The 12129-nt window shown below is 69.1% G+C and carries 11 protein-coding genes; 4 read left to right on the plus strand and 7 right to left on the minus strand.

All coding sequences use genetic code 11. The features are described from left to right. Positions 1–49: 49 nt before the first annotated feature. Positions 50–430: a hypothetical protein gene (locus AB5J62_RS03965; RefSeq protein ID WP_370946747.1), complete on the minus strand. Its 381-nt coding sequence runs from the start codon at positions 428–430 to the stop codon at positions 50–52. Positions 431–554: 124 nt separating this feature from the next. Here AB5J62_RS03965 and AB5J62_RS03970 point away from each other — a divergent pair, with 124 nt between their 5' ends. Together AB5J62_RS03970 and AB5J62_RS03975 are read left to right on the plus strand one after the other, a co-directional pair. Continuing rightward, positions 555–1346 (plus strand): DUF1206 domain-containing protein, encoded by a 792-nt coding sequence (locus tag AB5J62_RS03970; protein ID WP_370946748.1) that lies wholly within the window; start codon positions 555–557, stop codon positions 1344–1346. Positions 1347–1451: 105 nt separating this feature from the next. Beyond that, a complete protein-coding gene (locus AB5J62_RS03975; protein WP_370946749.1) occupies positions 1452–1877 on the plus strand; it encodes a DoxX family protein in 426 nt (141 codons plus the stop codon). On the opposite strand, the gene AB5J62_RS03980 is transcribed toward AB5J62_RS03975, so the two are convergent. The 3 genes from AB5J62_RS03980 to AB5J62_RS03990 are packed head-to-tail and all read right to left on the minus strand — an operon-like array spanning position 1874 to position 5320. Beyond that, on the minus strand, positions 1874–2563 hold the full coding sequence (locus tag AB5J62_RS03980) for a TIGR03089 family protein (RefSeq protein ID WP_370946750.1): 690 nt from the start codon (positions 2561–2563) through the stop codon (positions 1874–1876). The two genes, AB5J62_RS03975 and AB5J62_RS03980, sit on opposite strands and share 4 nt — an antisense overlap. A gap of 10 nt (positions 2564–2573) precedes the next feature. Further along, positions 2574–3785: an LCP family protein gene (locus AB5J62_RS03985; RefSeq protein WP_370946751.1), complete on the minus strand. Its 1212-nt coding sequence runs from the start codon at positions 3783–3785 to the stop codon at positions 2574–2576. Then, complete coding sequence (locus AB5J62_RS03990) at positions 3773–5320, minus strand: LCP family protein (protein WP_370946752.1); 1548 nt, start codon at positions 5318–5320, stop codon at positions 3773–3775. Before AB5J62_RS03990 ends, AB5J62_RS03985 begins: the two co-directional genes overlap by 13 nt. 153 nt (positions 5321–5473) lie before the next feature. Between AB5J62_RS03990 and rfbB the strand changes: the two genes are divergently transcribed. Both rfbB and rfbD read left to right on the plus strand, forming a co-directional pair. Then, the gene (gene rfbB, locus AB5J62_RS03995) at positions 5474–6466 is read left to right on the plus strand and encodes a dTDP-glucose 4,6-dehydratase (RefSeq protein WP_370946753.1); all 993 of its coding nucleotides are present in this window, start codon (positions 5474–5476) and stop codon (positions 6464–6466) included. A gap of 7 nt (positions 6467–6473) precedes the next feature. Beyond that, the gene (gene rfbD, locus AB5J62_RS04000; protein ID WP_370946754.1) at positions 6474–7358 is read left to right on the plus strand and encodes a dTDP-4-dehydrorhamnose reductase; all 885 of its coding nucleotides are present in this window, start codon (positions 6474–6476) and stop codon (positions 7356–7358) included. Positions 7359–7402: 44 nt separating this feature from the next. Here the strand turns inward: rfbD and AB5J62_RS04005 are convergent, their stop codons facing one another. The 3 genes from AB5J62_RS04005 to AB5J62_RS04015 form a co-directional block, all read right to left on the minus strand. Next, positions 7403–8410 (minus strand): ArsR/SmtB family transcription factor, encoded by a 1008-nt coding sequence (locus tag AB5J62_RS04005; RefSeq protein ID WP_370946755.1) that lies wholly within the window; start codon positions 8408–8410, stop codon positions 7403–7405. A 123-nt stretch (positions 8411–8533) separates the two neighbouring features. Next, complete coding sequence (locus AB5J62_RS04010) at positions 8534–9619, minus strand: glycosyltransferase family 4 protein (RefSeq protein WP_370946756.1); 1086 nt, start codon at positions 9617–9619, stop codon at positions 8534–8536. Beyond that, positions 9612–12125, minus strand: a complete 2514-nt coding sequence (locus AB5J62_RS04015; RefSeq protein ID WP_370946757.1) for a glycosyltransferase — start codon at positions 12123–12125, stop codon at positions 9612–9614. Before AB5J62_RS04015 ends, AB5J62_RS04010 begins: the two co-directional genes overlap by 8 nt. Positions 12126–12129: the final 4 nt, after the last annotated feature.

Below are 12129 nucleotides of genomic sequence, written 5' to 3' on the forward strand. Positions count from 1 at the left end.
TGAGTGTTCCGGCCGGTTCTAACCGGTCTAAACACTCACGACCCCTTTTTCATGCGGTGGGGTCTTCGGCGTCGGCTTCGCGCTTGAAGCGGCTGCCAACCGTGCCGTCGGAGAGGTCGCGCTCGAACCCCAGTTCGTCGGTGATCTTGAAGGTCGTGACGAGGACTCGGTCTTCGGGCTCGTCGGTTTCGACGGTGTAGGTGACTTTTCTGGCGTCGTCGATCGTCCAGGTGCCGAAGAGGTAGCGGACGAAGTGGATCCGCAGCAGCGCGGGGCCGATGATGCGCCAGGTGAAGCGCTGGACGTCGAACGAGCTGCTCCAGCTCTCCCACAGCAGCCAGCCGGTGCCGTCCGGACGGAACGTGACCGTGCTGAATTCGGGGTCATGGGGGTAGATCTCCCGCTCTGACCAGGTTCCGTGAAGCCGCATGCGCTTGATCATGCCTCGTGAGTGGTACCGCCGGTTCTAACCGGTCTAAACACTCACGACCGCTGATTGGGCTGGACGGAGCAGTCGATCGGCGAGGGGCACTCGGCCGGGTGAGACTGAAGCGATGGCTGACATGGCATCGCGTGCTGAGAAGAGTGACGTCGCCCAGGTGCTGGGCCGGATCGGGATGGGCTGCTTCGGGTTCGTCCATCTGGTGATCGCCTACATCGCGGTCAAGGTGGCCTTTGGTGAGTCAGGGCAATCGGCCGACCAGAAGGGCGCGCTCGCCGAGGTCGGGTCGACCGCGTTCGGAGGCATTGTGCTGTGGGCGCTGGCGGCCGGGTTGCTGGCGTTCGCGGGATGGCAGGCCTTGATGGTCGCGAATGGCTATCACTGGGTGACGGACAAGGGCAGACGGGTGCGCAAGCGCATCGGGTCCGGGGTGCGGGGTGTGGTGGCGGTCGGCATCGGGAGCTCGGCTGTGCAGCTGGCGATCGGGAGTGGTGAAAGCTCGTCGACCGGGCAGTCGCAGGGGCTGACGGCGGAGGTGCTGTCGTGGCCTGCCGGGCCGTTTCTGGTGGTGCTGGGCGGGGTCGTCGTGCTCGGGGTGGCGGTGGCCGCCGCGGTCAAGGCGATCAAGAAGAGCTTCATGGAGGATCTCGACACCAACCGGAACTGGGTCGAGAAGCTGGGGATGGCCGGGTACCTGGCGAAGGCTGTCGTGTACGCGATCGTGGGTGTGCTGCTGATCATCGCGGGGTTCAACGCCGACGCGAACCAGGCGGGCGGGCTGGATGTCGCGCTGAAGACTTTGGCGGCTCAGCCGTTCGGGAATGTGCTGCTCACGGTGGTCGCGCTGGGGTTCGCGGCGTTCGGCGCGTACTGCTTCGTGGCGGCGAAGGAGCACCGTAGTTGATCCTGTCGGGTTCCTGTCGATACGTGTCAGTAGCTGTCGGAAACGGCGGAAAACCTCTTAGCGTGGGCCCGGTAAGTTGAATCTTCACTGATCGGGGACAGCCTGATGTTCGCTCGCGTCAAAGATGTCACGCTACTGCTGGGTCGGATCGGGGTCGCGGTCGTCTTCCTCGCGCACGGTCTGCAGAAATGGGACAACGGCATCCAGGGCACGGCCGGTTTCTTCGGCAAGATGGGCATTCCGCTGCCGGAGGTCGCCGCCGTGTTCGCGATGACCGTGGAGATCCTGGGCTCCATCGCCTTCATCGTCGGCTTCGCGCTGCCGCTGGTCGCGATCGGCTACGTGGTCGTGTCCGTCGGCGCGCTGCTGTCCGTCCACATCGACAACGGTCTCACCGGGCAGGGTGGCTACGAGCTGGTGTTCGTGCTCGCGCTCGCCGGGCTGGCGCTCGGCTTCAACGGTGGCCGGTATTCGTTGGACCACCTGCTTTTCTGGAGCAAGCGCGAACAGCGCGAGCTGCAGCCCGCCTAAGCGATCAGGTCGGCCGTCGTGCGCTCCGCCGCGCGGCGGTCGGCCAGCTTGGCGGGGTCCGCGTTGCTGACGTGGACCAGGTGCGCGCCGACCGACAGGGGTGCGAGCAGGCCGTCGAGTACGCCGTCCGGGAACGTCCACTCCACTGTGGACAGGACACGGTCGGCTGAGGTGATACCGAGTTTCGCGGCCCTGGCACGGGCTTCGGCGAGCACCTCGTCCACTGTGGACGAAAGAAGTGCCGGTGAGTCGCCGGGAATCGGGAACAGCGGTGAGAAGTCGTCGCCGTACATCTTCACGTCGGCCAGGAAGTTCAGGCCGCCGGTGACGCCCATGCCCATGCCGAACGGGTCCATGGCCACTATGGGCGTCAGCGAAGCGGAAGAAGTCTCGCCGGGTGCGACGAATGTGACGCCGGGCGCCTCTGTGACCACCTGAGCGCCGCACCACCACGCGCCGAGCAGTACGCCTGCCGTCTGCCAGTGGGCTGGCAGCCGCACGCCGACCTCGTCGCCCGCTTCCACGTCCGCCTCTTCGACGAGCCAGTTCGCCGTCTTGGCCGCCCAGTTGACGGTCGTGGCGACGGACAGCTCGATGCGGCTGCCGGTGGCGTCGTCGTAGTGCGTGATCAGCGGACGCGCCGGCGAGGCCAGCAGTGGACGCAGCAGGTGCTCGGTGAGGCTCACAGGCACCACGTTAGTTGACGCAGGGCACGGACGGTGCCGCCGCCGCTGGTGCGCCGCCGCCGCCCGTCGGCGCGGTGCGGCCGACCAGGCCCAGCATGAACTGGCGGACCGCGGCCGGATCGACCTCGACGATGCTCTGCTGGCCGTCTTCGCTGCGGCCGTTGGCGTTGACCACGGGAATCGTCTCGAAGGCGATGGTGCCGGACGCGATGCTCTTCACCTGCTGGGCGAAGTCGAGCAGGTCCAGACCTTCGTCGAGCACGATCGACTTGTGGATCGCCTCGATCAGGTTGCCCATGGTCGACGGGCTGGCCAGCGTGCCCGCCGAGAGCACCTGGTTGATCGCCGACGACAGGAACGCCTGCTGCCGCACGATGCGGTCGAGGTCGCCGCGCGGCAGGTTCTTCCGCTGGCGCACGAAGGAAAGCGCCTCGCCGCCGGACACCTTCTGCTCGCCGCGCCGGAAGTTGGCGCCGGAGTCGGCGTCCGAGGTCGAGTGGTTCAGGCACACGGTCACGCCGCCGAGCGCCTCGGTGAGCAGATAGAAGCCCAGCAGGTTGACCTCGGCGTAGTGGTCGACGCGGACCTGGGTGAAGTCCTGAACGGTCTGGACCAGTACGCGACGCCCCTCCTGGTCCGAGTCGCGCTCGATCTTCTCGCGGTCCTTCTCGCCCTCGCCGCGCCGCGCTGAGGCGAACTTCTCCTTGGCGACGCCGTACGCCGAGTTGATCTTCGTCTTGCCTCGGCCGGGCACCTCGACCCAGGTGTCGCGCGGGATCGAGACGACCGACGGCTTCCCGCCATTCTTCGGGATGCGCAGCAGGATGATCGTGTCCGTGCTGACGCCGGGGTTTTCCTCGGTCCGCAGCTGCTTCAGCATGCGCAACGGCAGCTGGTGACCCTGCTGGTCCGTGCGCGCGTCGCTGCCGACCAGCAGGATGTCGTTCGCGCCGTCGTCGGCGGGCGGCGCGGCCGGGTCGTCCGGCTTGCTCAGCGCGTTCGTCGTCGGCAGGTTGTTCTGGACCTGCTCGGTCGCGACGTACGCGTACCCGCTCGAAGCGAGCGCGACCACCGAGAGCAGGGCGAGGCCGATCTTCCCGGCCAAGCGGAACGGGTGCCTGCGGCGGGCCTCTTGCGGCTCCTCGGGTTCGGGGGCGTCCTCGTTCTTCGGACGAGGGTAGGGCGTCGGCTTCGGACGCTCCTCCCCGTCTAGTTCACGCAAGGCACGCCGCCCGCGGTGATCGGCTTCTGCTCCGGCGTCGGCGATGCCGAGGCCGATGATGTGGGTGTCGCCGACGGCTTGGGCGCGGAGCTGCTGGTGGGCGGCGTCGACGTGGGCGTCGTGACGCCCTTGAAGTCCTTGCCGAGCAGCACCCGCGCGTGGCCCTTGGCGACGTCACGGTCCGGCTCCAGCTCGACGGATTCGCCGAGCACCTGCTTCACCAGTTCCACCGAGGCCTCGTCGCCCGGCGCGTACCGGACGACCGTGGTGTTGCGCGCCGCGAGCTTGGTGTTCTCGCCGAGCAGGAAACCCTTCTCCGACAGCGCCTGCCGCGTCGCGTCGCCGAGACCGGAGCCGGTGCCGTCGAACAGGTCGACCGTCACCGCCTCGGCGCCGGCGAGCTTCGCGCCGGGCTTCTCCTCCGGCGCGTTGGGGTCGTGGACCAGCTTCGCCACCGCGGCGCGCACCTCGACCGGGTCGACGCGGAGCACGTCCGCGCCGCCGATGTTCGCGTTGCCCTGGGTCGGGATGGTGTGGAACTCGATGTTCCCGCCGGTCAGCCCGCGCATCTGCTCGGCGAACTCGAACAGGTCCCAGCCTGCCGAGAGCACGACGGACTTCTTCACCGCGTCGACCAGTTCGGAGATCTTGAACGGGTTCGCCAGCACCGAGCCGGACAGCACCTTGTTCGCCAGCCCCGACAGGAACGCCTGCTGCCGCACGATGCGGTCGAGGTCGCCGTTGGGCAGCCCGTGTCGCTGGCGCACGAACGAAAGCGCCTGCGCGCCTTCGATCGACTGCCTGCCCGCCGGAAGGTCCACACCGGACAGTCGCTCCTTCACCGGCGCGTTGAGGCAGACGTCGATGCCGCCGATGGCCTTGGTCACCTCGTAGAAGCTGGCGAGGTTGACCTCGGCGTAGCGGTCGATCATGCCCGGCTTGCCGATGAACGTCTCCAGCGTCTGGATGAGGTTCTTGCGCCCGGCGATCTTCGCCTTGCCGTCGACGTCCTTGAGGTCCGAATTCCCTTGCTGCTGCAAGGTTTTCGAGGTGTCGTTGTAGGCGTACACGTACGCGCTGTTGAGGCGGTGCTTGCCGAAGCCGCCGGTGATCTCGACCCACGAGTCACGCGGGAACGAGATGGCGATCGCGCGCCTGCCGTCCTGCGGGATGTGCACCAGGATCATCGTGTCGGTCTGGCGCTCGCCGTCGGAGATGCCGCCGTGCAGCATGTCGAGCACCTCGCGGGAGAGCGGGTTGCCCTGCGCGTCGGTGCGGCTGTCCTGGCCGACCAGGAGTATGTCGATCGCGCCGTCGAGCGGCTTCGCGTGCAGCTGGTTGTTCTCGAAGACGTCGGTGGTCGCGAGTCCCTCGTTCGGGTCACCGATGAACTGCCACCCGTACCAGGTGACGGTGAGTACCGCGATCGACACCAGCGACACCAGCGTCTTTCCACCACGCCGCGCCAATGTGCCCGCACCATGGTCACGACGGCGACGAGGTGCGGGGATAGGTTTCGGTGGCCACTCGGTCACGCTCGGTCCTCCCCGCCGGCAAACTCCTGGGCATGAGCTTGCCCCCGGCTCCAGGTTACCGACCTGATGTAAGGCGTCCGTACGACGGGAGTGCGCTCAAGCGGGCCGTGGAACACTGAACGCGGCGGTACGACGATTCGAAGGGGACGGAACATGCGGGTACTGGTCACCGGCGGCGCGGGATTCATCGGTTCGCATTATGTGCGACAGGTGCTGACCGGCGCATATCCAAGCCTCTCCGGTGCCGAGGTCGTCGTGCTCGACAAGCTGACCTACGCGGGCAGCGAGGAGAACCTCGCGCCGGTCGCCGACGACCCCAGGCTGCGCTTCGTGCGCGGCGACATCTGTGATCCCGTGGTGGTCGCCGAGGTGATGACCGGGGTGGACCTGGTCGTGCACTTCGCCGCCGAGTCCCATGTGGACCGTTCGATCCTCGGGTCGGCCGACTTCGTGCTGACCAACGTGCTCGGCACGCAAACCCTGCTGCAGGCCGCCCTTTCGGCCAATGTGGGCAAATTCGTGCACGTCTCGACCGACGAGGTGTACGGATCCATCCAAGAAGGTTCGTGGTCGGAAGATCACATCCTGGAGCCGAATTCGCCTTACTCGGCGTCGAAGGCGTCGTCCGACCTGCTGGCGCGCTCGTTCTTCCGCACGCACGGGCTGCCGGTGTGCGTCACGCGGTGCTCGAACAACTACGGGCCGTACCAGTTCCCGGAGAAGGTCATCCCGCTGTTCGTCACCAACCTGCTCGACGGCCGCAATGTGCCGCTCTACGGCGACGGCCTCAACGTCCGTGACTGGCTGCACGTGGACGACCACTGCCGCGGCATCCAGCTGGTCGCCGACGGCGGCCGCGCCGGTGAGATCTACAACATCGGCGGGGGCACCGAGCTGAGCAACCGTGAGCTGACCGAACAGCTGCTGGCCGCAGTCGGCGCCGGCTGGGAGCGGGTCGAGCCGGTGGAAGACCGCAAGGGGCACGACCGGCGCTACTCGGTCGACATCACCAAGATCAACTCCGAGCTCGGCTACACCCCGCTGAAGACCTTCGAGGACGGCTTGGCCGAGACCGTCCGCTGGTACACCGAGAACCGCCAGTGGTGGGAGCGGCTCAAGGACCGCGCCGCGCTGACGGGAAAGTGAGTACTCGTTGCTGACAGTTCTGGTGCCCGGCGGGTCGGGCCAGTTGGGGCACGACCTCGCCGCGCTCGCGAGCGACGACGTCAAGGTGACGGCGCTGGGGTCGAAGGAACTCGACCTCACCCGCACCGGTGACGTCATCCGCGTGGTGACCGACTTCGCGGACGCCGCGAAGGACGCCGGGCACCGCCCCGTGGTCATCAACGCGGGCGCGTACACCGCGGTCGACAAGGCCGAGACCGAGGAGGAGCGCGCCTTCTCGGTCAACGCCGACGGACCCCGCGTGCTCGCGGCCGCCTGCTCGGCACGCCGCGTCCCGCTCGTGCACGTCTCGACGGACTACGTCTTCCCCGGCGACGCCGCCCGGCCGTACGAGGTCACCGACCCGCTCGGCCCGCGCAGCGCGTACGGCCGGACGAAGGCGGCGGGCGAGGACGCCGTGCTCGGCTCCGGCGCGCGGGCGTGGATCGTGCGCACCGCGTGGGTGTACGGCAAGACCGGCCACAACTTCGTGCGCACCATGGTGCGCCTGGAAGCCGAGCGCGACACAGTGTCCGTTGTGGACGATCAGCGCGGCACGCCGACGGCGTCGGCCGACCTGGCGGCCGGGCTGCTGGAACTGGCAGGCCGGATCGTCGCGGGCGAGGCGCCGTCGAGCCGCGTCCTGCACTGCACGGGCGCGGGGGAGACGACCTGGTTCGGCTTCGCGCGGGCGATCTTCGAGGCGGTCGGCGCGGACCCGGAGCGGGTGAAGCCGTGCACCAGCGCGGACTTCCCGAGCCCGGTCGCGCGGCCGGCGTACTCGGTGCTTTCGAACGCGTCGTGGACCGAGGCCGGGCTCACGCCGCTGCGGAGCTGGCAGGAGGCCTTGGCCGCGTACTTCCAGGGCTCGTGAGCGTTGCGGGCGGTTCTAACCGCCCGCAACGCTCACGACCTTGGTCAGGCGAGCAGGTCGATCAGGGCGTCGCCGCGGTCGGTGCGGCGCAGGCGGACGTGCCTGCCGTGGCGTTCGCGGACGATCAGGCCAGCCATCTCCAGCTGGCCGCAGTGGTACGTCGCGGTGCTCGCGCTGCAGTCGAGCACGCCCGCGAGCTCGCCCATGGTGGCCGGGCGGCCGACGCGGCGCAGGATCAGCGCGCGCATCTCGCCGACGATGAGGGTCAGCGGGTCACCCGTGGCGGGTGGTTTGCGGCTCTCCCAGAGCAGGCCCATGCCGGGCATCGGGTAGCCGATCCATGCGACGTCGGGTTGCTCGAAGCTGAAGATCGACGCGGTGCTGCCCGAGATCACCGGGATGAGCAGCAGCCGTCGCCCGTCGAGCGAGAACTTCTCGGGGTCGACGTCGGGGACGTACAGGCTGGTGCCCTCGAAGCGGTAGCGCGAGTTGATCCCCGCGAGCAGTACGTCGAGGGTGCCGCCGACGACCGCGGTGCCGACGCGTTCCGTCTCGCGTTTGAGCAGGGGATCCGCTCGCTGCCAGATCGGGGAGAAGGCCGTCCAGACCGCCTCGAGCACGCGGACGTAGGAGGCGATCCAGCGGCGCGGGTGGTCGACGACGGGCCGCCACTGCGGGGGAACGGCGCCGCCGAAATCGCTGGTCAGGTCGTCGAGAAGCACCTCGGGCGAAAGGTCGGCGACCTGCTCGAGGTAGGTGGCGATGTCGGGGACCGACCGGGCGGTGGTGTCCGGGGTGAGGCAGTACGGGACGCCCGAATGGTCCGGGGCGAACAGCGGGCGGAGCACGGCGACGCTGTCGGCGGGCGCGTGTGACCTGATGTGCGCGCGCCAGTCGGCCGGGATGCCCTGGGGGCGGCCGCCGAGCGCGTCGGCGGTGAGGGAGAGCAGGGTCGCGCCGGGCTGGCTGACCACGGACACGCCGAGCGACTCGACCGGACCGAGGTCCAGCTCGCTGAAGCCGCGCATCTCGTGCCCTTCGTGCGTCGCCACCCTCGTTTTCAAGTTTATCGAAAAGCTGGTGGCGTGGCAGGCGCGGAGAAAGACTTCAGGCAGCCGCCACCGCGGTCACCTGGGGGTAGGTAATGGGCGTTTCCGCCGCAGCGGGAGCGCCCATTATCGGTTGGCGGCCCGCTGGTAGGCCTTGATCGTCCGCGCCGCCGTGTGCCGCCAGGTGAACCCGGCAGCGTGCGTGCGCCTGGCTGCCGAGGTGGTCACCACGTGCGGGTCGGACACGGCCGTGCGCAGCGCCTCGGCGAGCGCGTCGACGTCGTCGTAGGGGACCAGGCCCGCGCAGTCGCCGGAGACCTCGCGCAGCACCGGGATGTCCGTGCAGACGACCGGCACGTCACAGGCCATCGCCTCGAGGATCGGCAGGCCGAAGCCCTCGTCCCTGGACGGCAGCACGAGCGCGGACGCGCCTGCGACCACCGAGCGCAAGTCCACTTCGGACAGGTAGCCGAGGTGGGTGGACCGGTCGGTCAGCGGGAACGGGCCGGGGCCGACGAAGACCAGGTGCGGCAGCTCAGGGGCGGCGTCATGGGCGCGGTGCAGCCAGTCCAAGCCCTTGCGCGGGCCGGAAGCGCCGACGAAGAGCAGGTACTCCTTGGGCAGCTTCAGCCGTTCGCGGCGCTCGTCGCTCGGCGGGCGGGCGGTGAACCAGGCCGGGTCGACGCCGAGCGGGGTGACCTCGATCTTGCCTCGGTCGACGTCGAGGCGTTCCGCGACGACGTCGGCGACGGCGGCGGTCGGCGTGCAGATGATGTCCGCGCTCTTCGCGCCACGCCGCACGAGTGCGGGCAGCTCATGGTCGCTGGGCGCCAGTTCGCCTGGCACGTCGAGGAAAGCGAGATCGTGGATGGTCAGCACGCCCGCCGCGCGCAGCCTGCCGGGTAGCACGAAGTTGGTGCCGTGCACGACATCCGTCACGCCCGCGAACAGCTCGACCGGCGGGAACTGGGACCGCACCCAGGCCTTGCGCAGCAGCCGCGCGGCGACGGGGATGCCACGTGCCTGGGTGCCGTGCGGCAGCGCGTGGCGCAGTTTCCGCCAGCCGCGCAACGTGAACGCGACCGCGCGGATGTCCACTTCGGACGAGGAAGCGAGCTCTTCGGCGAGCGAGGCGGTGTACCGGCCGACGCCGGTGCGGGCGCCGAGCAGCGGGGTGCCGTCCAGCAGCACGCGCAAGGGACGGTCAGCCACGGCGCATCCTTTGCTTCGCGACCTTGAGCACCCGGCCGCCGACCCGGCGGGCGAGTTCCCTGGGGCCGCCGTCGGCCAGGTACTCCTTGATCAGTTCGACGTCGCGGCGTAAGAACTCCTTGCCGCGTAACGGTGCCGTGGTGACCAGGTCGGCCGAACCCGGCAGCCGGTCGGCGGCGGGGCGAGGGTCGCGGCAGAACTCGACGAGCGGTTTCAGCGCGGTCGGCCAGGCGTAGCGCTGGGCCACTTCGCCGATCCGCTCGACGCAGCCCTTGGCGAACTCGGTGTCGTACAAGGAAAGTTCCAGCGCGTCCGCCAGCGCGTCGGCGTCCTCGGCGGGAACGACGACACCGAGGCGCTCCTCGCGGACCAGGTCCGCGAACGCGTCGCCGTCGGTGGTGACGATCGGCAGCCCGGCCCACAGGTAGTCGAGCACCCTGGTGCGGAAGGCGAACGTGGTCTCGACGTGCTCGAAGTGCGTGGTGACACCGCAATCGGCGTCGAGCAGCCAGTTCTGCCGCTCCTCGAAGGGCACCCAGTGCTCGTTGAAGAAGACGTGCTTCCCGGTCAGGCCCAGTGAGTCCGAGAGCGCGATGGTGCGCGCGCCGATGTCCATTTCGGCCACTTCGGGGTTCGGGTGCTTCATCCCGAGGAACACGAGGCGGACGTCACCGCGGCGCTGCCGCAGCTTCTCCATCGCGCGGACCAGCGTCAGCGGGTCGAACCAGCTGTAGACGCCGCCGGCCCACAGGATGACGTGGTCGGTCTCGGAGACACCGTCCAAGGTCGCGCGCAGGCCGGGTCCGGTGCGCACGGGCGCTTCCGGTGACAGTCCAAAGGGGACGACCGCGAGCAGTGACTGTGTGGTCGGGTCCGCGTCGTACAGGCGCGGCGAAAGCCTGCCGAGCGCGGCGAGGTGGCCGAGCCAGAAGTGCCGCTGCCGCTCGGACGCGCACAGGAAGAAGTCACCGCGTTCGAGTTGCGCGTCGAGCACCTTGGTGACGCCGATCAGGTCGAGCGCGCGCTTGTCGTCGGCGACGCCCTTGCCCTGTTCCAGCAGCTCCAAGTGCATCGGGTCGTACAGGTCGGCGACCACGATCTTGGCCGAGTGCTGCTTCTTCAGCGACGGCGCGAGTTCGAGCACGTGACCCTGCAGGATCACGATGTCCGCCCACTCGATGGGCGCGGTCAGCTCGGTGCGCTTGGCCGCGCTCACCCGGAACGGCGCTGGCGGCGGCGACACCAGCGGGTTCGTGGTGACCAGGTGGACGTCGTGCTCGGCGCCGAGCGCGGCCGCGATGTTCCAGGCGCGGATCGCCGGACCGGCCATCCGCTCGGTGAGCGCGTCGCCGGTGATGACGAGAACCTTGCGGCGCTGGCCGAAAACGCCTTCGATGCCGAACGTCTCGACCAGGATCTCGTGCGCCGCCAGGTATCGCGGCAGCGGATACGCGGGCTCCAAAGCCTTGCGCAGCAAGGGGATCAGGTCGGCGTCGGTGCGGACGCGGGCCGCCTGCTCGGCCGCGCGCGACTCGGCCAGCGACGGCAGCAGCTCGACGAACTGATCGATCGCCAGCATGCCCGCGAGCGTCGTGCGCGGGATCGCGACCGGGTCGGTTTCGAGCGGCTGTCCTTTTTGGAGGTCGAGCTGGGTCGCGTCCAGGTCGCCGCGCGCGGTCGCCCGGCGGACGGCCAGCGCGAGCGCGGCGGGCAGCACCTTCGCGAGCGTCTCGTCGGAGAGGTTCTTGTACAGCGCCGCCAAAGCGTTGCGCTCCAGCAGGAACGTCTCACGACCGGAGTCCGGAGAGTCCACAGTGGACATCGTGGCGTGGTGGCGGTGATAGGTCAGCGACTCCGGCACGTACCGGACGCGCCAGCCGCGCAGGTTCAGCCGCCAGCCGAAGTCGACGTCCTCGTAGAACATGAAGAACCGCTCGTCGAACCCGCCGAGTTCGGCGAAGACGCTCGCGCGGACGAACATCGCGGAGCCGGTGGCGAACAGGACGTCCTTGGCCACCTCGTGCTCGGCGGAGGGCACCTCGGCGAGCGGGCTGCCCGCGTGGCGCTTGTAGCCCATGCCGAACCAGGTCAGGCCGCCGTCGACGAAGTCGGCCTCGGTGCCGTCCCAGTCGAGCACCTTGCTGGCGACCGCGCCGACCGTCGGCTGCGCGCGCAACTCGGCGACGGCGGCGCCGACCCAGCCGGGCGCAGGCCTCGCGTCGTTGTTGAGAAAGGCGAGCACGCTGCCTTCGGTGTGCTTCGCGCCGAGGTTGCAGCCACCGGCGAAGCCGAGATTCTCCGCCGAGTCGATCACCTTGACCTGCGGAAACGCGGCGCGGATGCGCTCGGCCTCGTCGCTGCCGGGTGTGTTGTCGACGCAGATGAGCTCGAGGCGTGGGTAGTCCGGCTCGGTGCTGAGCGCACGCAGGCAGGTCGAGGTGTCCTCGGCGCCGCGGTAGTTCACCACGATCACCGAGACCAGTGGCTGTGTCTCCCCCTGCGCCAAAGCA

Origin of the sequence: Amycolatopsis sp. cg5 (assembly GCF_041346955.1) — a bacterium.
Taxonomy (GTDB): Bacteria; Actinomycetota; Actinomycetes; order Mycobacteriales; family Pseudonocardiaceae; genus Amycolatopsis.

What these genes read in the sequence shown, in the direction of transcription:
- AB5J62_RS03965 (WP_370946747.1), bottom strand. Translation starts at nt 430, where the DNA reads ATGCGGCTTCACGGAACCTGGTCAGAGCGGGAGATCTACCCCCATGAC.
- AB5J62_RS03970 (WP_370946748.1), top strand. Translation starts at nt 555, where the DNA reads ATGGCTGACATGGCATCGCGTGCTGAGAAGAGTGACGTCGCCCAGGTG.
- AB5J62_RS03975 (WP_370946749.1), top strand. Translation starts at nt 1,452, where the DNA reads ATGTTCGCTCGCGTCAAAGATGTCACGCTACTGCTGGGTCGGATCGGG.
- rfbB (WP_370946753.1), top strand. Translation starts at nt 5,474, where the DNA reads ATGCGGGTACTGGTCACCGGCGGCGCGGGATTCATCGGTTCGCATTAT.